Raw genomic sequence first — 22,565 nt, forward strand, 5'->3', positions numbered from 1 at the left:
ACAATGAATTCAGATGAAAAGATTACAAGAAGAGGCAAAGGCGAACTTATAAAAAGACTATTAGTATATCTTAAACCATATAAATGGAAATCGATAGTAGTAATATTTTTAATGTTATTTGTAATACTTTGCGGAGTAATAAACCCATATTTGTTAAAAATTGCTATAGATAGCAATGTAGCTAATAATGATATAAGAGGACTACTTAAAATTGGGTTCTTATTAGTAGTTATTAATTTAATATCTTGGGTAATTTCAAGAATAAGATGGAAAATGATATCTGAAATAACAAATAATATATTAGTTAATATAAGACATGAACTATATTCGCATATACAAAAACTCTCTTTTGATTTTTTTGATAATAGACCTGTAGGGAAAATATTAGCAAGGGTAGTTGGGGATGTTAATACTCTTAAGAACCTATTTGATCAAAGTATTCAATCTTTAATACCAGAATTATTAAATTTAGTTTTTGTAGCTATAGTAATGCTTATATTAAATGTGAAACTAGCACTTGCTTGTATAACATTACTTCCATTTTTAGCTTTGGCTATGTTTGTAATAGAAACATATTCAAGAAGAAGATGGGAAGTGTATAGAAACAAACGTTCAAATTTAAATGCATTTACTCATGAAGAATTCTCAGGGGTTAAAGTAGTTCAATCTTTTGCTAAAGAAGATTACACAGAAGAAAAATTTGCAGAATTAGTTAAAGATCAACAAAAATCATTTAATAGAGCTGTAAGACTTAATGATTTATTTTGGCCATTAGTTGAATTATCTTGGGGAATGGGAATTGTAATAGTCTTTGCAGTGGGATATAAATTAATTCTTAGTGGAGAAATACAAATAGGTACATTAATTGCATTTTCTATGTACACGGGAATGTTTTGGAGACCTATAATGAATTTATCTAACTTTTATAATACTTTAATAACAAACTTTTCAGCAGCAGATAGAATATTTGATATTTTAGATATAAATCCAGATATTGAGAATGTTGAAGGTGCAGAAAAGATGTCTGAAATTAAAGGGGATGTTGAATTTAAAAATGTAGCTTTTTCTTATAATAAGAATTCAGAAGTTTTAAGAAATATTAACTTTAAAGTTAGTTCAGGGGAAAAGATAGCCTTAGTAGGTAGTACAGGGGCTGGGAAGTCTACAATAGTTTCTTTATTAAGTAGATTTTATGATGTAACTTCTGGTGAAATTTTAGTAGATAATAAAAATATAAAAAATGTTAATTTAGAGTCTTATAGAAGCCAAATGGGAATAATGCTTCAAGATACATTTCTATTTTCATCAACTATTATGGAAAATATAAGATATGGAAGGCTTGATGCTACTGATGAAGAAGTTATTTTAGCGGCAAAAGCCGTGAATGCCCATGAGTTTATAAGTAAATTAGAAAATGGATATAACACTGAGGTTAATGAAAGAGGCTCAAGGTTATCATTAGGTCAAAGACAACTAGTTTCATTTGCTAGAGCACTTTTAGCTAACCCAAGAATATTAATACTTGATGAAGCAACTTCTAATATTGATACTCAAACTGAGAAATTAGTTCAAAGGGGAATAGAGAAATTACTACAAGGGAGAACCTCTTTTGTTATCGCTCATAGATTATCAACTATAAGAGATTGCGATAAAATAATGGTTGTAGAAGATGGTGAAATTGTAGAAGCTGGAAGCCATAATGAATTGTTAGAAAAGAAAGAACTATATTATAATCTTTATATGGCTCAATATAAATTTTTAAATGAAGGAGCTTAAAGTATAGTAAAATAAAGTTTGGCACTCATACTATTTAAATATGAGTGCTTTATTTTTTTAGTTGAGAATAATAAAACAATTGATACATATAATTAAACATAATAAAAAAAATGAAGACTAAGGAGAGATTTTATATGAGTATATATGTATTAATTGATTATGTTGAAGAATGTTTTAATAGAGGTGTTGAGCCAACATTTGAAGGATTACATAACTTTAAAAAAATAATTATTAATAAAGTATAAAAATAAATAGAGTTAAGTCACTTGAAAAAAATAACAAACTAGCAAGTTGATTTATTATTTTTTCCAATTGCCTAAAATAAAATACCTAAGCCTACTATATTTAATAGTAGGCTTAGGTATTTTTTTATGTTTTAAGATAGTAGTGCAAAATATTTCTATTATTTACAAGTAGAATTTAAGGTTATTATAAAGAAAATTAGAGAAAATAGTAATGTATATAAGATATATACGGAAATATATCAAAAAAACAAGCTATCATAATAGTTGTTTTTAAGAAGAATTAAAGAAAGGAGTATTAATAATATGGGAAAAAAACTTTTTGGCGTTTTACAAAGAATAGGTAAAGCTTTAATGTTACCAGTTGCATTATTACCAGCAGCAGGGCTATTACTTGGGATTGGTACAATGTTTCAAAATCCAGATTTTTTAGTAAGAGTTCCAGCATTGGGAGCAGATTGGTTTCAAACTGTAGCCACAATAATGGCACAATCAGGGGATGTTATTTTTGGTAATCTACCTCTGATTTTTGCAGTTGGCGTAGCTATTGGATTAAGTGATGGAGATGGAGTTGCGGGGCTTGCAGCAATAGTTGGGTTTCTAATTTTAAGTGTAACTATGGGTATAGCGGCAGGTGTTACTGCAGACGTAGTTAAAGGAAACCCAATGTATGCAATGGTACTTGGAATTCCAACACTGCAAACGGGGGTATTTGGTGGTATTATTATAGGTATTATTGCTTCGGCATTATATAAGAGGTTCTATACTATTGAATTACCGGCATTTTTAGGATTCTTTGCAGGTAAAAGATTTGTACCAATTGTAACAGCAGCATCAGCAGTTATATTGGGAGTGGCTATGACATTTATATGGCCACCAATTCAAAATGCATTGTTAGGTTTTTCAAGGAGTATGATAGATACAAATCAAACATTGGCAGCATTTATATTTGGATTAATTGAAAGAGCATTAATTCCATTTGGATTACATCATATTTGGTATAATCCATTCTGGTATCAATTTGGAGAATACACAAATAAGGCAGGACAATTAATTCTTGGAGATCAAAACATATTTATGGCTCAATTAAGGGATGGAGTACCATTTACAGCAGGTACATTTATGACAGGTAAATTCCCTTTTATGATGTTTGGGTTGCCAGCAGCAGCAGCAGCTATGTACAGTGAAGCGAAAACAGAAAATAAAAAAGTTGCAGCTGGAATATTATTCTCAGCAGCATTAACTTCGTTTCTAACAGGAATTACAGAACCGATAGAGTTTGCATTCCTATTTGTTGCACCTTTATTATTTGCAGTTCATTGTGTATTTGCAGGGCTATCATTTATGATAATGCAAATATTAAATGTAAAAATAGGGCTAACTTTCTCCGGAGGTATAATAGATTATGTTCTATTTGGAGTAATTCCAAATAGAACAAGATGGTGGCTTGTTATACCAGTAGGACTTGTATTTGCGGTACTTTATTATTTCGGATTTAGGTTCTTTATTAGGAAGTTCAATTTAGCAACTCCTGGTAGAGAAGATGTATTAGAAGATGATACTATTGAAGATACAATAAAAAATTCTTTAGCAGTTAATGTTCTTGCAGCTTTAGGGGGAAAAGAAAATATTAATAATTTAGACGCTTGCATTACCAGACTTAGAGTTATAGTAAATGATAAGGATAAAGTTAATAAAGATAGGCTTAAAAAACTTGGAGCTGCTGGAGTTATGGAAATTGGGAATAATATTCAAGCGATATTTGGTCCAAAATCAGATATTCTAAAGGGTCAAATTAAGGATGTTATGTCAGGAAAAACACCAGTTATTTTGGCAGAAGATATAGTAACATACAAAGAACAAGCAAATAAAGGACTTGAAAAAATTCCAAGTAATATAATAGCACCTTTAACAGGAAGAATAGTGAAACTAGAAGAAGTTCCAGATAAGGTGTTTGCAGAAAAAATCATGGGTGATGGTTTTGCTATTGAACCAAAAGATAACATAGTAGTGGCACCAGTAGATGGAGAGATAGCGATACTGTTTCCAACAAAACATGCAATTGGTATGGTAACAGCTGAAGGATTAGAACTATTAATTCATGTTGGTATAGATACAGTTAAATTAAATGGAGAAGGATTTAAGGCTTTTGTAAAACAAGGAGATAAAGTAAAAGCTGGAGATAAACTTTTGGAAGTTGATTTTAAGATGATTAAAGAAAAGGTGCCATCTATTATCACTCCAATAGTATTTTCAAATTTAAATGAAAATCAAGTTGTTCAGATAAATTTAGGAGATGTAAAAGCTGGAAAAGATGTGGCATGTATTCTAAGAACTAAAAAGTAGACTAGAGAGACAGGTTATTTTAGAAATTTAAAAAGAATAACAAGTAAATGATTAAATATATTAACATATTAGATTGATATTTTTTTTAATATACCTTATATAATTGAATAAGTAAGTAAGATAGAGTGCTAATTTTATAAATAGCACTCTATTTTTAATTATATATATATATAATTAAAAAAAATGTCGAAAATCTTCATTTTATATAGAAAATAAGGTAAAATATACAATGAGGGGGGAGTTATGGATACAGAATGCGATGGATATAAAATTCATTATCAAGAAAAATGTGAATTTATAAAAAGTATATTTGCCTGGAATTTATTTTTGATAGCTGTTATTATGCTTTTTATAAAAAAATGGGAATTATATAATATGATTCTACAAGTTATAAAGTTGTTAGTTGTTATAACTTTATTAATATTTATAACTCATAGCGATAATATAAATCCAAAACCTATACAAAAAATTGTTAAAATTAATATTATAATAATGATAAGTGTATTTGTGTTGCAACTTGTTCCCTTAGTGGATTTGAACTTAATAAACTATTTATTAAGTTTTTCAGCTGAAAATAATAATGTGGATCAGGGGAGTATTTATATATATATACTTTATTATATATTATCTAAATATAAATATAAAAATAGTAGATCAATTATAATTGAATATAAAATAATTCTAACTATTATAATATTGTTAAATTTATTAAGTAACTTTTGGTTTAAAAATAATATAACTATTTTAATAGTTTATAATGTTATTGTAGAAATAATGTTATTTATGGCCATGAAAAATACTTTTAAAGAGAAATTAATAATAAATAAAAAAATAAATATATTTAAAGTCAATATTATAGTTTGCTTTATTTGCGTTAATGCAATGAAGATATTAAAAGTTTTTAATTTTAATATACTATATTCATTTGTAGAGGCAATAAAATTTGCTGTATTCATAGTATTTATAACAGAAATAATAAATAATATAGCTAAAAATATGTATAGTTTTATTTTTAAAGATATACATAGTATAAATAAAAGATTAGAAGAAATTAATTATGAGATAATAATTAGAAATGAAGAATTAGAAAAATCTGAAATAGAGATGGAGAAAAAGCAAAAAAAATATAGAAATCTTTTAAATTCATTATCTAAAGCTATAATAATAGTAAGTACAGCGAATAATAGAATTATGTATTGTAATGCTGATTTTCAGAAGTTAATAGAGGTTAATAATATTAGAAAGATATTAAATAAAAAAATACAAAATGTTGTTAACCTATATTTTAATTATGAAGATTTAAATAATCTTAATAGAGAGGAGTTGTATTTTGGAAATACCATTTTAAATAGTGGAAAGCAATTAGAAATAAGATTAAGTAATTATAGTAAAAACAAAGAAGAGATTACAATGATTTTTGAAGATATAACGGAAAAAATAAAAATAGAAAAAATCAAAGATGAAATAGAAAGAAAAAAAATTAATGATAATATTAAAAAGAATTTTTTATCAAATGTATCTCATGATTTTAAAATACCAATAAATGTAATATATTCAGCTACACAATTAGAAAATTTACTAATTATAAATAATGATATTGAAGGTGTTAAAAAGTATAACTCAATATCAAAACAAAATTGTTTAACTCTAATAAAGTTAACTAACAATATAATAGATATAAGTAAAATAAGTTCTGAATATGTAAATCCAATACTGACATTAGGAAATATAGTAGAATTCATAGAGGATAGAGTAGCTTCATTAGTAGAATATGCAAAACTAAAAAAAATAAATATTATATTTGATACATATGAAGAGGAAGTATATATGAAATACGATGGAGAACTTATGGAAAGGATAATATTAAATTTAGTTTCAAATGCTATAAAATTCACTCCAGAGCAGGGATATATTAATATATCAGTAAATAATAATGAAAAAAATATATTTATAAGTGTAGAAGACACGGGTAGTGGAATGGATGAAAAGTTTGCAAAACAAGCATTTGATAAATATTCTATGAAACTACAAGCATCATATGCAAATGTGCAAGGGACGGGGGTTGGATTATATGTAGTATATAATTTAGTTAATTTACAAAAAGGAGAAATTTGGGTTGATAGTAAACTTGGAAAGGGAAGTAAATTTACTATGAAATTTTGTAAGGAGTAATTTTATGGAATTACATAAAAAAACTGTGAAAAGGGACAAGGTTTTAGATAAGGGGCTATTAAATAATTTATGGATACTTGTAATTATAATGTTATCGATTTTATATTTTAAAGGAGAATCAAAAAATGATTTTAGTACCTTAATAAAAATAATATGTGCTACATTGGCATTATTGATAAGTATAATAGTTTATTCTAAAATACCTAATATAAAAAATGATTTTGTTAAATATATAGGAATAGGCTTTTTATATTTAGGAATTATTAATTTTGTTGAGATATTTTTAAAGGCAACTAATGTATCATCCAGTCTACAATTAAAAGTAAGCATTACTATTAGTTGGTTTGAGTTTGTAATTATAATATATTCAGTAATATTATATAAAAAAAAATTGGGGTTTTTATTAAGCAATATTATTTTTTTAGGAAGTCTAATTATATTATTTATACTATCAGACGTTATAATAGAAAAGAAAATCATAGAATATTTAAGTAGTGAATATAGGTATGTAATAATTATATCGATTATATGTTTAACTATAGTTACTATAGGGTTAATATTAAGAGATAAAAATATAACATATAAGGAAGACAAGCGGTGGTTAGTTAAAATAACATTATTTATTCCCGTTTATAATATAAAAAAATGTTTAGGAATTGTTTTAGTTACAGATATAAGTTATCTACAAAGTATATGCAGAGTAATAATTTATTGGTTAGCATATAGATATGTAGAAAAAAAGTTGTTAAGTAATAGTTATAGAGAGACTTTAGATAAGCTTATAATTATTCAAAAAACTAGAAAATCTATGAATAATAGCTTAATGAAAAAAGAGAGACGGTTAAGAGAATCTAGAATGAATATTAAAAAGAGTGAACAAAGGTATGAAGAGATAATAGAAAGTATATCTGATGGAATATTAATTTTTGAAAATAATATTTTAATGTATATAAATGAAAATGGACGAGAATATGTATTTCATGAATTAACTGGAGAAGTTATAAAAAAAGAATTAAAATATATATTGAAATTATTAACAAATGTAGGAATAGAAGATCATAAAATAAATGAAGGATTTATTAAGGATTTTATTATTGCAAATAAAGAAAAAGAGGAAAATAATATTACTTTAACCTTGAAAAATACAAGTGATACAGGAAAGGTATTGCTAATTAGTAATATAACGGGATTAGATGAACTGCAACAACTTAGACAAAAGCGAGATAAAGCAAAGGATATGGAAACTATTAAAGATGAATTTTATTCTAATATATCTCATGAATTAAGAACTCCGATTAATGTTATTAATTCAGGGTTGCAATTAAATAATCTAATGCTTAATGATAATAAATTAGAGAAAATGATTCGAAATAATAATATTATTAGACGAAATTGCTTAAGGCTTATAAGGACTGCAAATAATTTTATAGATACTAATAGGATATCAGAAGGTTTTTTGGAACCTAATATAAAAGTATATAATATTGTTGGTATTGTTGAAGCGGTAGTTTTAGCCTGTAATAAATATATGATTTTAATGGATAATAAATTAGTATTTGATACGGATTTAGAAGAGATATACATAGCATGTGATAAGGAACATATTGAAAGAATAATGTTAAATATACTTTCAAATTCTTTAAAATATGGTAAAGTTGGCGGCAATATTGATGTTATAATCAAAAGTGGTAGGCGTGGAGTTAGAATTTTTGTTAGAAACGATGCACCACCAATTCCTGAAGAAAAAAAGAAAATTATTTTTGAAAAATTTACCAAGTTAGATAGTTCTTTAGCAAGACCATCAGAGGGAAGTGGACTTGGTTTATACCTTACTAAGAAACTAGTTGAATTAAATGAAGGAACTATACAAATGAATTCCAATGTTAAAAGTGGGAATATGTTTGATATAAGATTTCCTTTTAAATTTTCAGGAGAACCTTGGGAGGTTAAGTTAGATAACAATGAACAAAATTTACAAGAAAAAGTTAATATAGAATTCTCTGACATATATTTCAATTAGGAATAAGGGAGACAAATGAAAATAATAAGACAATATGCATACTCTGCAAAGTGTTAACATATATATGTGTTAAGGTATCTAAAAAACAATTAGTCTATGCCTATGTAAAGGTTATGGTGATAAGGCGTAAGCCAAAACAGACCAAAATCTGACTAGTTATTTTTAAAAAGATCCATTGTTGAGGTGAAGTATGAAAAAACAAAATAAAGATAAAGTAAAAATACCTAAAGTACCAAGGCCCCTTAAGAAAAAAAGAAAGTTTAATATATTTAAAGTAAATGGAGAATTTAAAATAATCCCTCTTTTAATAAATATTTTAATTCCTGTTTTAGGTGGATTTGTTGTAGGATATTTAAATAGGAATACAATAGATACATATGAAATGTTAAAAAAACCATTTTTTACTCCAACAGCAATAGTTTTTACCATAGTTTGGACAATGCTTTATATATTAATGGGAATTGCAGCTTATAGAATATTTATGAGAAACAAGCAAGGAGCAGATGATAAGGGGGGGTATTTCTTTTATTTACTACAGTTAATGATTAATTTTCTGTGGAGCTTTATATTTTTTACATTTAGGTTATATGGAATTTCATTTATAGTACTTATAATTTTACTTGTTCTCATATTAATAACTTTTATAAAGTTTATAAAAGTTGATAAAATAGCAGGACTTTTACTAATACCATATTTAATATGGGTAGCATATGCTGGAGTATTAAACTTTTTTATCTGGGTTCTTAATGAAATGTAAGAAAAAATATAGTATAATAAAGTAAGCCTTCTTTTTAGAAGGTTTATTTTATTGTTAAGAGCGAATGGGGGTAAGTGCTAATGAAAAAAGTTATAATCGCAGAAAAACCTTCTGTTGCCAAAAATATTGCAGATGCTTTTAAAATTAAGAATAGAAAAGATGGATATTTTGAAGGTGAAGAATATTTAATTACTTGGGCCTTTGGTCATTTATTACAATTATTTGATGCTAAAGATTATGATGAAAGTATGAAGGGGTGGAGAATGGATAAGTTTCCATTTATTCCTGAAGACTTTAAATATAAAATAAAGCAAGATAGTAGCAATAGAGCTACTGTAGATAAAGGTGCAGAAAAACAATTAAATATTATAAAAGGGTTAATTGATAGAAATGATGTAGATGGAATAATTTCTGCAACAGATTTTGACCGTGAAGGGCAAGTTATTTCAGATGAATTATTTATACATTATGAAGTGAAAAAACCTATATACAGAATACTTCTTAATGAGTGGACTGAAGATGAGGTTAAAAAGGGCATGGCAAATTTAAAGCCTAATAGTGAAATGCAACCACTTCAAGATGCCGGAATTGGAAGACAATTAGCAGATTGGATTATAGGGATTAATTTAACTTCTGTTGCCACATTAAGATATGGATTTGGAGATAATAAAATAATAAATATTGGAAGGGTTTTGCTTCCAACATTAAAAATTATTTATGATAGAGATAAAGAAATAGAAAATTTTGAAGCAACTACATATTATAAATTAGCAGTTAATTTTAAGTCTAAAAGTAATATAGAATTTGAAAGTTTATATTATGAAAAGAATAGTGAAAAATTTGATGAAAAAGAATATCTAACTTTAATTAGCAAGGAGCTAAAAGAAAAAAGCGGAGTAGTCATTGATAAAGAAATAGAAAAAAAGAGAGAATATCCATCAGCGCTATTTAACCTTTCAAATTTACAGGGTTACATAACAAGTAAATATAAAGGATGGACTTCAGATAAGGTTCTTAAAGTAGCACAAGTACTATATGAAAAGAAATTTATAACATATCCAAGAACTGCAAGTGTTGTTTTAGATGAGAGTTTAGAAGACAAAGCTAAAAAGGTTTTAAACACCTTAAAGAAGGGGTTACCTTATGAGGATCAAATTAAGTTTGTAAAAACCAAAAGAGTTTTTGATAGTTCTAAGGTTGAGAGTCATAGTGCTATTACGCCAACTTATGTTAAACCAAATAATTTAAGCAAAGAAGAAGATCAAGTATATACTGCTATTAAAAATAGATTTATAATGCAATTTATGCCTGTGGCAGAGTTTGAAGAAACTAAAATAGTATTAAAGGTTCATAATGAAAAAATACCAGGTGAATTTATAGCAAAAGGTAAGGTTCAGATAGTAGAGGGATGGAGAGTAGTTGAAAAAATAGAAACTAAAGATACTATATTACCTTTAGTAGAAAAAAATGAAAGCCTTTTAGTTACAAATAGTAAAGTAAACACAGTAACTAAGAAACCACCTAAAAATCATACTGAAAAAACATTGCTTAGAGTTATGGAAACCTGTGGTAAGAGTTTTAAGGATGGAGAAGATTCAGATTCAGAAGAAATGATGAATGCTATATTAAGTGGATTTAGTATAGGAACTCCAGCAACTAGAGCAGAAACAATAAAGAAACTTAATGATATAGGATATATAAACACAAAAGGGAAAAATTTAATTACTACAGAACTAGGTAGAACAATAGTAGAGATTTTTCCAGCAAAAGAACTTTTAGATTTAGAATATACAGGTAGACTTGAAAAGACATTATCTGATATAGAAAGAGGTAAGTTTAAGAAAGAAGATTTTATGAACTTAATATGTGAATTTACAAGAAGTTCTGTTGAAGCAATAAAAAATGATAATTCACTACTTCATAAATTTAAAGTAGAACTGCCAAAAGGTGCAGAAGAAATAGGGAAGTGTCCAATTTGCCAAAATTCTGTTATAGAAGGCGAAAAAAGTTTTGGATGCTCTAATTGGAAAAACGGATGTAAATATACCATTTGGAAAGATGATAAGTATATAACTTCATTTAATAAAACCGTAACCAAAGAAATGGTTGAGTTGCTTTTGAAAAATGGAAAAGTAGGATTTAGAAATTTAAAAAGTAAAAAGGGAAATACCTTTAGTGCATATTTTAGGTATGAGAAAAATGAAGAAAGTGGATATTTTAATTGGAAAATAGAATTTATACAGTAAAAAAACTTAGGTGCTTGAAAGAAAATATCTGAGTAAGGAATCTGAAAATAAATAAGACTAGAAGTTAGAAAAATCTAACTTCTAGTCTTATTTTTATTCTACACATTTAGTAGCTTCAACTGATTCTATATTTTCAGTAGAATTAGTAGTTTCAACTGATTGTGTTGTTTGAGCAGTTTCAACATATTGAACTGATCCTCCAAATAATTTAATTGGTTTTATTTGAATGTTAAATTCTCTTTCATAAACTCTAATTGCTGCAACTTCTTTGTTGTTTGCGATACAAACACAGCTTCCGAAGCCATAGCCTCTAGCACATCTTCCAGCTCTATGTAGATAATCATTTGCACTAACAGGGAAATCAAGATTAAATACATGAGTAATTCCTGGAATATCTAGACCTCTTGCTGATAAATCAGAAGAAACTAATATTTTAATTCTGCCGGATCTAAAGCTTTCAAGAGCTCTTTGTCTTTCTTCCTTTGAAACATGAGAAGAAATATTAAAAGCTGCTCTATCGTGATAATTTAATTTTTGTGTAACAATTTCTAATTCAGTACTGTTATTAACAAAAACAATTGATTTTTCTGCATTTGCAGCAGCTAGTAGCTTTCTAAGTGTATCAAACTTATCTCTTCTATCTGCAACAATATATGCATGATTAATGTTTGGGTTAAGTGATGCTGTGCCTTCAGCTTTAAAAACAGCAGGTTCCTTCATTAATAAAGTAGCTAGCTCTAAAGTCTTTTGGCTTACAGTTGCTGAAAATATCATTAATTGTCTATCTCTCATTGTAGTTTTTATTATATCTTGGATTACTTGAGAATTATTTTTATCAAGTAAATTATCAGCTTCATCTATAACAATAGTTTTAATAGTATGGGCTGTTATTTTTTTCTTTCGTATAAGATCTAAGACTCTACCTGGAGAACCAACAATTATATGAGGTTTAGTATCTCTAATTTTTTTAATTTGTTTATCGATATTTACATCACCAATAATACTTAATGTAGTAACTGGCATCCCTGAGTTTTCTGCAAGTAACTTAACTTCAGCTTCAATTTGCATAACAAGCTCATGAGTTGGAGCTAAAATTAATGCTTGCATTTCTCTTTTTTCTGTATTGACTTTTTCAAATATAGGTGTAAGAAAAGCTAGAGTTTTACCGCTACCTGTATGGGATTCTGCAATAACATCTCTATTTTCTAAAGCAGCTGGAATAGCTAAAGTTTGAATATCTGTTGGGATGGTTATTCCTTGCTTTTCTAATCCGTTTATTAAGTTTTGATTTAAATTTAAATCTTTAAATGAAGTATTCATATATTTCTCCTTTGTTTTGAATTATTATAATACTCATAGTATCTTTAATTATAACCTTAAAAACACCTTTTACGCTAGTTAAAATTTATTTTGCAAAAAAAGGTAAGATGTTCATAAGTTTAAAGCATAAAGGTGCTAAGAATACTGTTGTAAGACCTGCAATGCCAATTGAAAGTGAACTCATTGCACCTTCTGTTTCCCCAAGTTCTAGTGCTTTTGTTGTTCCAACTGCATGAGCGGCAGTACCTATTGAAATACCAACAGCTATTTTGTTTTTAATTTTAAATAGTTTGCAAATTGATGGTCCAACTACTGCACCTACAATACCTGAAATAATAATTGAAAGAACAGTTACAGGAACAAGTCCTCCTAGTTGATTTGTTATTTCTATTCCTATTGGAGTAGTGACGGATTTTGCAAGTAGAGATATTGTTAATATATTTTTAAGTCCGAAAATAAAGCAAAGAAATATTGCAGAGATAATTCCAACTAAGCTTCCTATTAAAACACCTATAATTATAGGTAAAAAATTTTCTTTTAAAAGGTTAATTTGTTTATAAAGTGGAACTGCAAGAATTACTGTAGCAGGTCCTAAAAACATATTAATAAATTTAGCACCACTATTATATTTATCAACATCTACGTTAAATATTACTAGGAAAGTAATTATCATTAAGATAGAAATTAACAATGGATTGAAAAGTGGGAATTTAGTTTTTTTAGAAATATATAAACCACATTCAAAAGCTAATAGGGAAATTACAATTCCGAAGAATAGGTTGTCTGTTAAAATATTCATTAATTATCACTTCTTCCTAATTTAGATTTATTACTACGGTTAACTAGGCATTGAACTATTAATCCTGTAACTGCAATTATAATTGATGTTGAAATAATACAAATAAGCAATATTTGTATTAAACTAGATTTAATAATATCAAAAGATGTTAAAAGACCAACTCCGGCTGGGATAAAGAAAAAAGCAAGGTGATCTAAAAAAAATGATGATATTGTTTCTATTTTTTCAAGTTTAATAATATTACTGCATAATAGTGTTAATAATATAATCATACCTATAATATTACCTGGAACAGGTAAACTTAAACCCTTTGAAATGATTTCTCCTATTAGATAAATAGACAGAATAATAAGTGCTTCTCTAAAAATTTTCATAAAAAATATCCTCCTTAGTATTATATACTAATTTAGCACTTTTTCTTTTAATAGTAAATGATAGATAAATAAATTATGTTAAGTAATCATTTACTATTTATTAAATATTAGAATTGCTTCAAAAAATGAATTTTTAATTAGATAAACATAGTGAAGTTAATAGAAAGTTTATAAAAACACGTACGTTAGATAAAAGTACGTGTTTTTTGCATACTTAAGAATGGACAACGTTTTATATAGCAAATTAGCTTAAATTTATAGTAGTGAGGAAATATCGATTTTTATAACATTTTAAGTAGTAAAAACATAGTATGAGTAATATAAACAATTTATTACACGAAAGTGGTAGGAGGAAAGTGTGAAAAAAAAATTAACTAAAATAACTGCAGTTATAGCGCTTATTGGAGTGTTAACTATGAGCTTTATATCCTGTACTAAAGATAAAAGTGGAGAATTAACGAAGGTTAAGTTAAATGAAGTTGTTCGTTCTGTATTTTATGCGCCAATGTATGCAGCAATAAATAAAGGCTTCTTTGAAGAAGAAGGACTAGAAATTTATCTTTCAACTGGACAGGGTGCTGATAAAACTATGCAACAAGTACTAAGTAAAAATGCAGATATTGGTTTTTGTGGACCAGAACAAGTAATCTATATAAATAATCAAGGTAGAGAAGATTATCCAGTTTTATTTGCAAAGTTAACTCAAAGAGATGGAGCATTTTTAGTTGGAAGAACTGAAGAATCGGATTTCAAATTTGAATCTTTAAAAGGTAAAGAACTAATTGGGGGAAGGCCTGGTGGGATGCCACAAATGTCTTTTGAATATGTATTAAAACAACATGGATTAAATCCCAAAACGGATGTTAACTTAGTTACTAATTTAGATTTTACAGCAACAGCAGGTGCTTTTAAAGCTGGAACTGGCGAATACGTTACTTTGTTTGAGCCTACAGCTTCAATGCTTGAAAAAGAGGGCACTGGTAAAATAGTAGCATCAATTGGAGATGAGGTAGGAGAACTTCCTTATACATGTTTCTTCTCAAGTAAATCTTACATGGATGAAAATCCACAAATAATTGAAAAATTCACAAAAGCTATTTATAAAGGGCAACAATGGGTTATTGAAAATAGCAACGAAGAAATTGCAGATGCAATAATAGAATATTTCCCGGGAACTGAAAAAGATATTATAGTAAAGGTTATTTCAAATTATAAAGAAATTAATGCATTAGCAACTGAGCCAAGAATTGAAGAAGAAAAAATTAGTAAGTTAATGGATATTATAGAAAGTTATGATGAAAAATTAATTCCAAAAAGACCATCCTTTGAAAAAATAGTTAATAATAGCTTTGCAGATAAAGCTACTAAAAATAAATAATATTAAATTAGGCATTTAAAAAATAATGAGTAAAAATACATGTATATTTTTGAAGGTGCCTTAAGGCTAAGCCTTTTCTACATTAGGGAGATGAAAGAAAATAGATAAGAATCTAATTAGTTGTTTTTTGAATCTCCCTTAGTTACATACAATATAGAAAGGTGGTGTAAAATTTGAGTTTAATAGAAATAGAAAATATTAATTTAATATATCATTCTCTCAAGGGAGAAACAGAAGCAATTAAAAATTTAAGCTTTTCCATTGAAAAAGGGGAATTTGTAAGTATTATAGGGCCATCAGGTTGTGGTAAATCTACTTTGTTAAACATTATAAGTGGTCTTTTAACTCCATCAAGTGGGAAAATAATTTATAATGATGAAAATGTAAAGAATAGATTAGATAAAATGGGATATATGTTTCAAAAGGATTATTTATTTGATTGGTTAACAGTTTGGCAGAATGTTCTACTAGGTCTTAAAATTAAAAAAGTATTAACTAGGGAAAATATAAAGAGGGCAGATGAACTATTAACTAATTATGACTTAGCTAAATTTAAAGGTCATAAGCCAGCAGAATTATCTGGTGGGATGCGGCAAAGAGTAGCTTTAATTAGAACTCTTGCTTTAAACCCAGAAGTATTACTTTTAGATGAGCCCTTTTCAGCTTTAGATTATCAAACTAGACTAAAAGTTTGCGATGAAGTAAGTGAAATTATTAAAAAGGAAGGTAAAACAGCAATAATGGTAACCCATGATTTAGGGGAAGCCATAGCAATATCTAGTAGAGTGATTTGTTTAACAAGTAGACCTGCTGAAATTAAAAAAGACATAGATATAAAATTCGAAAATATAAATGCAACTCCATTCGGAAAAAGGAAAGAGCCTGAGTTTAATAAGTACTTTAATGAACTATGGAAGGAGCTTGATAATTATAATGGGTAAAGAACAAGAAGCTTATATAAAAAGTGTTAAAAGAGAAAAAATAAAACTTACAGTTTTTAGAGTGACTATTTTAGCGGTGTTTATAATTTTATGGGAAGTTGCAGCAAGAACTTCTTTAATAGATCCATTCCTTACTTCAAGTCCTACAAGAATAGTTAATTCATTCATGAAGTTTGCACAAGAAGGAACTATAGTAAATCATATATTGGTTACTTGTTATGAAACTATAATCGGATTTACATTGGGAACAGTACTTGGAACAGGTATAGCTATAGTTTTATGGTCCTGTCCATTTACTGCAAAAGTATTAGATCCATATTTAGTTGTTTTAAATGCATTACCTAAAATAGCACTTGCTCCAATTGTTATATTTTGGGTGGGGAATGGAACAACTGCAATAATTGTTATTACATTACTAATTTCTATAGTAACAACAATTATAAGTATCCTTACTGGGTTTAATGAAGTGGATAAAGGCAAAATATTGTTAATGAAGACTTTTCAAGCAAAAAAATATCAAACATTAAAATATCTTGTAGTTCCAGCAACAATACCTGTTTTAATATCTGCACTTAAAATAAATGTAGGATTATCTTGGGTTGGAGTAATAATGGGGGAATTTTTAGTTGCAAGAGAAGGTCTTGGATTTTTAATTGTGTATGGAGGACAAATATCTCAATTAGATATGGTTATGATGAGTATAGTTATCTTATCTTTTATAGCATTTATTATGTATAAGTTAGTTGCAATATTAGAACAAAAGGTAGTAGACAAGAATTGATTTAGAATATTTACTAAAACCATTACAAAACTTATGTTATTTATAGTATAATACTGTATAAGTGGAAATTATACTAATAATATAGGGGAGTGATAGGTATGGGGAAAAAAATTGAGCTGAAGAAGTATCTAACTTTAGATTATATATTTGCAGCAATATGTATTATAGTTTTTGTAATTGAGCCAATTCTTGGTGGGATGTTTATGTGGGGGTATTGGATTTACTTAATGGTAGCACATCGTGATTTCTTATGTGGATTCATGGGTAACCTTGGAGTAAGTAATAATCATCCAAATAAAGCAGTAAGTTGGTACAAAACTGCAGCTAAAGTAACTAATTCAAAAGTGAAATATATAAGAAGTTATGTATATTGCGAAATTAAATATGGTTATGTTGAGGATGCAGATCGAGTTTTAAATAAAATTCTTAAAAGAAGAGAAAAATACAAACCATTTAATGGACAAGACTTAGTTGACATTCAAATGATTAAATCTTTGATTGAATGGAAAAAAGGTGACGTAACTAAAGCAATTGAAATTTTAGAAGTACCTTTTGAAAAAGATAAAAGTAATACTTTATATACAACAATAGCTTATATGAAGACTATTAAAGGAGATATAGCTGAAAGTTTAGAATTTTCAAAGGAAGCTTATGATAAATTTGAAGAGGATATTCTAGTAAAATCAATTTATGCTATAAATCTTTATAAAAATGGTCAAAAAGAAGATGCAGGAGCTATTTTTGAAGCTTTAGCTAAAGGTCTTTCTAATATTCCGGATACTTTATATTTCTATTCTTTACTGTTAATAGAAAGAGGAGAAAATGAAGAAGCGATTGTAATGCTAAAAAAAGCCATGAGACTACTAAAAACAACTATTATAACAATTGTAGAACCGGAAGATTACGTAGAACTTTTAAAAAAGTTAGAAAATCAAGAAGTTCAGGAAGCTATTCAATTACAAGCTTAATATGATATAAGGGAGCTTGGAAAAAATAACAAGTCAAGATGCGATGTATATTTTATACTACAATAGCAGATTGACTTGTTATTTTTTTGAGAATAAATAGTTTTAATTAAGCCGAGTTTTATGGGGTTATATTAATAAAAATAGTGTTAAATAGTATTTTTTAGTAAATAAGAAAGAAATCATAATTGTAAAAGTAAAATATATTTGATACAATAAATAATTATGTGAAAGTTTTAAGTAAAATCGAGTAGGGAGCTAAGGAGGTAGGTATGGATAAATTTAAATTAATTATTAAGAGAATAGGGAGTAAGGTAAAAGCATGCTATAATGTGGTTTGTAAGAAATTGCCATATATAGAACCGACTTTAATAATATTCGGATCTTTATTAGTAGTGTTAGTTATACTGGTATCAATTAAAGGTGCATTAAATGGAGATGTTACTACTATTGAAGCTAATCAAGCAGAAGTAGCATTTTATAATAATAATTATGAACAAGCTATAACAGAATATGAAAAGTTACAAGAGGGTGAAGAATGGCCATTTTGGCAGGTGAAGATTGCAGAAATACATTCGATTAAAGGTGAAATTGAAAAATCTAATGAATTATTAAGAAAGGCAACGCTTAAGAGAAATAAAATTTTATCAAGTAAGGATAGAAAAAAGTATGAAACTCAAGATAAAGAATTTATTAATTATGTAGTGTTTACATATTTTATGAATGAAGAATATGAACAAGCGTTAAGTCTTGGAGAACAATTTATAAAAGATAATGGAAAAGATAAGACATTAATGAGAACTATGTACACTGTTTATATGGTAGATGGACAAAAAGATAAAGCTAAAGAAATGATAGATAATTATGAAGTAGATAATGAATCTGCATATGACTTAGCTTTGATAGCTAAAATGAATATGTTAAGTGATAATTGGGATGATGGTTTTAAGTTATTAAATGAAGCTTTTAATAAAGATAAAAATGAAATAAAGGTCTTTGATGTTATAACTCAATTTGCAGCTTATGATAGGGATGGAATATTAACTAAGTTAACAGAACTAGTTAATGATAATCCAGAGGAACTAAGTTATAAAATGTGGTTAGCGAAGGTTTACTCAATGTTACCTGAAACTACAAATCTTGCAAATGATATTATAGAAGAAATTAAAAATGAAGATGTGGGAGAAATTCCACTTAAGGTTATGATGTCAACTGTATATAAAAATACGGGAAATGAATTAGAAGCAAATTCTATTTTAGAAAATATTATAAATAATGATAAAAATTCATATGCTAGTTACCATATTGCTGCATGGCAAAGTTTTGAATCTGAAAACTATGATAAAGCTTTTGAACTTTGTAAAAAGAGTATATTAGCCAATAAAGATTACCCTGATAATTATGGATTTCTAATGCCAAAAATAATGATGGCTAAAGAAAAAAATAAAACATCCGAAGGTTACTTTATAACAGCTCTTCAAAAAGAACCATTTAACTACAATATAATGATTAAAATTGCAGAATATTATGAGGGCAACTCTATAGATAATGAAAAATCCAGAAGATATTATAGGTTAGCAGCAGCAATGAATCCTAATGATTCTGAAATATATTATAATTTAGCAACATTAGATTTGTTAGATAAAAATATAGATAGTGCAATAAAATATTTAAATAAGGCAATAGAAATAAATGGAGCTGTTTCTAAATATCACAGAACACTTGGAACTATCTATCTAAACCAAGGGCAAAATGATAAGGCTATTGAAAGTATAAGAATTGCTTATGGGGAGGATAAAAGTGATGCATTAACTTTAAATAATGCAGGCTGTTATTATATTTCGATAGAAGGGGATATAGAAAGAGGTATGGATAATATCAAAGGTGCTTATGAGGGGATAAATAATAGTATGGATGAAGAAACAAAAAATACAATAATAAAAAATTATCATAAAGCAAAGACTTTATATGATGAATATAACATAGAAAATGAAGCGAAATTAATAGTTCCAGAGTTTTCATTTTTCGATTAGGCAACTGAAATAAAATAACAAGTCAAAAGAGACTAAAACATGACTTGTTATTTTTAGAAAGATATTTTATATTACTTAAGACTTCTATTATTTTAGAAGTCTAAAAAAGGGGAATAAATTTATGAGAAAAAAAGGTAAAGCTTTAAAAATCATTATATTATTAACAATATTAATAATAGCAGGGGTGTTTTTTATAAATAATAGAAATAAACCTAAACTGGAAATTAAAGTATGGAATAATATTTATAATGAGAATAATATCAATATGTATTATGGAGAAAAAAAAGATGCTAAAGTAAAGGCATTAGATAATGTTTATAAAGCAAATGAATTAGTATCAACTGAAGAAGGCGAAGTAAATAAAGTACTAAAGGTTATTGATATTGTAAATACCGTGGTAGAGTTTGATGATGTTTCAGATTCAAAGGGAATTAATGCTTTTGATATATTACAGGAAAAAGCTAAACTTAAGAAGGTATCACAAAGGGATATGGCAATAATAACTAGAGATTTACTTTTAACAATAGATATAAAATCTAGAGTTGGAAAATTTGAAAAAGTAAAGAAAGGCTCTGATGAAGAAGCAAGTTATTATGTGGTTGAATACTGGTCTAATGAAAATAGTAAATGGGTAATGATAGACTTTAGGAATAGAGGATATATAGAAAAGGACGGAATCCCATGTAGCTCTATAGAAGTAATGACAAAACTAGATAAAAGTATGCTATACAAAGGAAATACAAAGAGTAAAGAATATATAAAAGATTTAAAAAAGGTATTAGATACATATACTATAAATATAGATAACTCTATTGAAATGAAAAAAAGCAATAGCTATATTACATATATAAAAGATAAGGGAAATATAAATATAAAATTAAATAATAGCTATATTCCACCAACAATATTTACAGAAAATGAAGAACTGTTTAAAAAAGATCCGATGAATACTAAAATTGGAGTAGATGAAAAAACATATATTATTTTAATGAAAAAAGAAAATAATAAAGAAGATAGCGAAGTGAAATCTGAAAACTATATTGTTGGTGGGTTTAAAGATGGAAAGATAATGAATAAATACTATATAAGAGAAAATAATGGAGAATTTAAAGAAGTTGAAAAATACTATGAGCTACAATTAGTAAATGGAGCTAATATTATAGAACTATCAATAGATGGAGCAAATATAATAAGCTCTATTGAAATAGAGTATGTAGAAGAAAAAAGTAAATAATGGATGGACAGTATATAATATTAAATGTATAATTATATATGTTTTAAAAATACCTAATTAATTTGAAAGAGAGGTTTTTAATATATGGGATTAGATTTAATTTATATACTTAAAGCTATATTTATAGCTATAGTAGAAGGGTTAACAGAATTTGTACCTGTATCATCAACAGGACATATGATATTATTTGGAAGTTTAATAGGTTTTCATAATGGGGGGCCTGGGGCTCAAGAATTTGCATCTATGTTTGAAGTTGTTATACAATTAGGAGCAATTTTAGCAGTTGTAGTTTTATATTGGAAAAAGCTGAGTGGAGCTATATCTGAATTTTTCATTTTTATATTTACAGGCGGAAAAAAAGGACAAACGGGATTTAAATTTGGAATTAACGTAATAATAGCATCAATGCCAGCACTTATTATGGGATTATTATTTTATAAGTCTATAAAATCACTATTTAAACCTTCAGCGGTAGTTGTTGGGTTTATAGTTGGGGGTATATTATTATTAGTTATAGAAAATAGATTTAGAAATAAAACATCAAAAAGCGGTAAGAAACCGACAGTAGATGTTTTTGATCTAACTCCAATGCAATCTTTAAAAGTTGGATGTTTCCAAGTTTTGGCTATGTGGCCAGGGATGTCAAGAAGTGCTTCAACAATAATGGGAGGATGGATTTCAGGAATATCAACTCCAGTAGCAGCTGAGTTTTCATTTTTCCTAGCAATACCAGCTATGATAGGTTCGTCAGGTTTAGATTTATTTAAATTTGATTATTCAATTATGAACCCAACTTATGCAGTAGCATTAATTGCAGGTTTTGTAGTTGCATTTATAGTTTCACTTGTAGTTATGGAAATGTTCATAAGCTACTTACAGAAGAAGCCAATGAGAATATTTGCTATTTACAGGATTATTGCAGGTATAGTTTTATTAGGGTTATCACTAACCGGAATAGTAACACTTACAATGTAAGTTATTTTCAAATCACTAAATTATAAATAAGGTTTCGCATTTTATGCGAAACCTTATTTGCTATCTATTGGGCAAATTACCAAAAATTAAAAAAAGATAAATAAAAAGTGGAATCTACTTTTCACTTTTAAATCTTTATGATATCATATATTAGAAGAGTTAATCAAAATTTTTGAAAGCAATTGCATTAGGTTGTCGAAAAATAT

The 22,565-nt window shown here is 27.2% G+C and carries 16 protein-coding genes; 13 read left to right on the forward strand and 3 right to left on the reverse strand.

Annotated elements, in window-relative coordinates; genetic code table 11:
* Positions 1-3: 3 nt before the first annotated feature.
* The 6 genes from BLS77_RS02380 (at position 4) to BLS77_RS02405 (ending at position 11,559) form a co-directional block, all read left to right on the forward strand.
* Complete coding sequence (locus tag BLS77_RS02380; RefSeq protein ID WP_089966506.1) at positions 4-1,776, forward strand: ABC transporter ATP-binding protein; 1,773 nt, start codon at positions 4-6, stop codon at positions 1,774-1,776.
* A gap of 548 nt (positions 1,777-2,324) precedes the next feature.
* Positions 2,325-4,364, forward strand: coding sequence for a glucose-specific PTS transporter subunit IIBC (gene ptsG / locus BLS77_RS02385; protein WP_089965425.1), 2,040 nt, complete (start codon positions 2,325-2,327; stop codon positions 4,362-4,364).
* Positions 4,365-4,607: 243 nt separating this feature from the next.
* Positions 4,608-6,536, forward strand: coding sequence for a sensor histidine kinase (locus BLS77_RS02390; RefSeq protein ID WP_089965428.1), 1,929 nt, complete (start codon positions 4,608-4,610; stop codon positions 6,534-6,536).
* A gap of 4 nt (positions 6,537-6,540) precedes the next feature.
* Positions 6,541-8,556 carry a sensor histidine kinase gene (locus tag BLS77_RS02395; protein ID WP_089965430.1) on the forward strand — a complete coding sequence of 672 codons (2,016 nt, stop codon included), beginning with the start codon at positions 6,541-6,543 and terminating at the stop codon, positions 8,554-8,556.
* A 190-nt stretch (positions 8,557-8,746) separates the two neighbouring features.
* Entirely contained in the window at positions 8,747-9,313 is a 567-nt protein-coding gene (locus BLS77_RS02400) for a TspO/MBR family protein (RefSeq protein WP_089965433.1), read from the forward strand.
* An 80-nt stretch (positions 9,314-9,393) separates the two neighbouring features.
* Positions 9,394-11,559, forward strand: coding sequence for a type IA DNA topoisomerase (locus BLS77_RS02405; RefSeq protein WP_089965436.1), 2,166 nt, complete (start codon positions 9,394-9,396; stop codon positions 11,557-11,559).
* 93 nt (positions 11,560-11,652) lie between these two features.
* Here the strand turns inward: BLS77_RS02405 and BLS77_RS02410 are convergent, their stop codons facing one another.
* From BLS77_RS02410 to BLS77_RS02420, 3 genes are all read right to left on the reverse strand, one after another.
* Entirely contained in the window at positions 11,653-12,879 is a 1,227-nt protein-coding gene (locus BLS77_RS02410) for a DEAD/DEAH box helicase (RefSeq protein ID WP_089965439.1), read from the reverse strand.
* Between the two features lie 85 nt (positions 12,880-12,964).
* Complete coding sequence (locus BLS77_RS02415) at positions 12,965-13,678, reverse strand: LrgB family protein (protein WP_089965442.1); 714 nt, start codon at positions 13,676-13,678, stop codon at positions 12,965-12,967.
* Positions 13,678-14,052, reverse strand: coding sequence for a CidA/LrgA family protein (locus tag BLS77_RS02420; RefSeq protein ID WP_089965444.1), 375 nt, complete (start codon positions 14,050-14,052; stop codon positions 13,678-13,680). The genes BLS77_RS02415 and BLS77_RS02420 overlap by 1 nt, the downstream gene beginning before the upstream one ends.
* A gap of 415 nt (positions 14,053-14,467) precedes the next feature.
* On the opposite strand from BLS77_RS02420, the gene BLS77_RS02425 reads away from it, so the two are divergent.
* From BLS77_RS02425 to BLS77_RS02455, 7 genes are all read left to right on the forward strand, one after another.
* Entirely contained in the window at positions 14,468-15,430 is a 963-nt protein-coding gene (locus BLS77_RS02425; RefSeq protein WP_089966508.1) for an ABC transporter substrate-binding protein, read from the forward strand.
* 173 nt (positions 15,431-15,603) lie between these two features.
* On the forward strand, positions 15,604-16,371 hold the full coding sequence (locus tag BLS77_RS02430; RefSeq protein WP_089965447.1) for an ABC transporter ATP-binding protein: 768 nt from the start codon (positions 15,604-15,606) through the stop codon (positions 16,369-16,371).
* Positions 16,364-17,152: an ABC transporter permease gene (locus BLS77_RS02435; protein WP_089965449.1), complete on the forward strand. Its 789-nt coding sequence runs from the start codon at positions 16,364-16,366 to the stop codon at positions 17,150-17,152. Before BLS77_RS02430 ends, BLS77_RS02435 begins: the two co-directional genes overlap by 8 nt.
* Positions 17,153-17,250: 98 nt before the next feature.
* Positions 17,251-18,120 carry a tetratricopeptide repeat protein gene (locus tag BLS77_RS02440; protein WP_089965451.1) on the forward strand — a complete coding sequence of 290 codons (870 nt, stop codon included), beginning with the start codon at positions 17,251-17,253 and terminating at the stop codon, positions 18,118-18,120.
* A 269-nt stretch (positions 18,121-18,389) separates the two neighbouring features.
* A complete protein-coding gene (locus tag BLS77_RS02445; protein WP_089965453.1) occupies positions 18,390-20,150 on the forward strand; it encodes a tetratricopeptide repeat protein in 1,761 nt (586 codons plus the stop codon).
* Positions 20,151-20,271: 121 nt separating this feature from the next.
* Positions 20,272-21,384 carry a hypothetical protein gene (locus tag BLS77_RS02450; RefSeq protein WP_089965456.1) on the forward strand — a complete coding sequence of 371 codons (1,113 nt, stop codon included), beginning with the start codon at positions 20,272-20,274 and terminating at the stop codon, positions 21,382-21,384.
* 84 nt (positions 21,385-21,468) lie between these two features.
* Positions 21,469-22,359 carry an undecaprenyl-diphosphate phosphatase gene (locus tag BLS77_RS02455; protein WP_089965459.1) on the forward strand — a complete coding sequence of 297 codons (891 nt, stop codon included), beginning with the start codon at positions 21,469-21,471 and terminating at the stop codon, positions 22,357-22,359.
* Positions 22,360-22,565: the final 206 nt, after the last annotated feature.

The sequence above is a fragment of the Clostridium gasigenes genome, from assembly GCF_900104115.1.
In the GTDB taxonomy this organism is placed as follows: domain Bacteria; phylum Bacillota; class Clostridia; order Clostridiales; family Clostridiaceae; genus Clostridium; species Clostridium gasigenes.

What these genes read in the sequence shown, in the direction of transcription:
- BLS77_RS02415 (WP_089965442.1), bottom strand. Translation starts at nt 13,678, where the DNA reads ATGAATATTTTAACAGACAACCTATTCTTCGGAATTGTAATTTCCCTA.
- BLS77_RS02380 (WP_089966506.1), top strand. Translation starts at nt 4, where the DNA reads ATGAATTCAGATGAAAAGATTACAAGAAGAGGCAAAGGCGAACTTATA.
- BLS77_RS02445 (WP_089965453.1), top strand. Translation starts at nt 18,390, where the DNA reads ATGGATAAATTTAAATTAATTATTAAGAGAATAGGGAGTAAGGTAAAA.
- BLS77_RS02420 (WP_089965444.1), bottom strand. Translation starts at nt 14,052, where the DNA reads ATGAAAATTTTTAGAGAAGCACTTATTATTCTGTCTATTTATCTAATA.
- BLS77_RS02435 (WP_089965449.1), top strand. Translation starts at nt 16,364, where the DNA reads ATGGGTAAAGAACAAGAAGCTTATATAAAAAGTGTTAAAAGAGAAAAA.
- BLS77_RS02450 (WP_089965456.1), top strand. Translation starts at nt 20,272, where the DNA reads ATGAGAAAAAAAGGTAAAGCTTTAAAAATCATTATATTATTAACAATA.
- BLS77_RS02440 (WP_089965451.1), top strand. Translation starts at nt 17,251, where the DNA reads ATGGGGAAAAAAATTGAGCTGAAGAAGTATCTAACTTTAGATTATATA.
- BLS77_RS02455 (WP_089965459.1), top strand. Translation starts at nt 21,469, where the DNA reads ATGGGATTAGATTTAATTTATATACTTAAAGCTATATTTATAGCTATA.
- BLS77_RS02405 (WP_089965436.1), top strand. Translation starts at nt 9,394, where the DNA reads ATGAAAAAAGTTATAATCGCAGAAAAACCTTCTGTTGCCAAAAATATT.
- BLS77_RS02395 (WP_089965430.1), top strand. Translation starts at nt 6,541, where the DNA reads ATGGAATTACATAAAAAAACTGTGAAAAGGGACAAGGTTTTAGATAAG.
- BLS77_RS02390 (WP_089965428.1), top strand. Translation starts at nt 4,608, where the DNA reads ATGGATACAGAATGCGATGGATATAAAATTCATTATCAAGAAAAATGT.
- BLS77_RS02400 (WP_089965433.1), top strand. Translation starts at nt 8,747, where the DNA reads ATGAAAAAACAAAATAAAGATAAAGTAAAAATACCTAAAGTACCAAGG.
- BLS77_RS02425 (WP_089966508.1), top strand. Translation starts at nt 14,468, where the DNA reads ATGAGCTTTATATCCTGTACTAAAGATAAAAGTGGAGAATTAACGAAG.
- BLS77_RS02410 (WP_089965439.1), bottom strand. Translation starts at nt 12,879, where the DNA reads ATGAATACTTCATTTAAAGATTTAAATTTAAATCAAAACTTAATAAAC.
- ptsG (WP_089965425.1), top strand. Translation starts at nt 2,325, where the DNA reads ATGGGAAAAAAACTTTTTGGCGTTTTACAAAGAATAGGTAAAGCTTTA.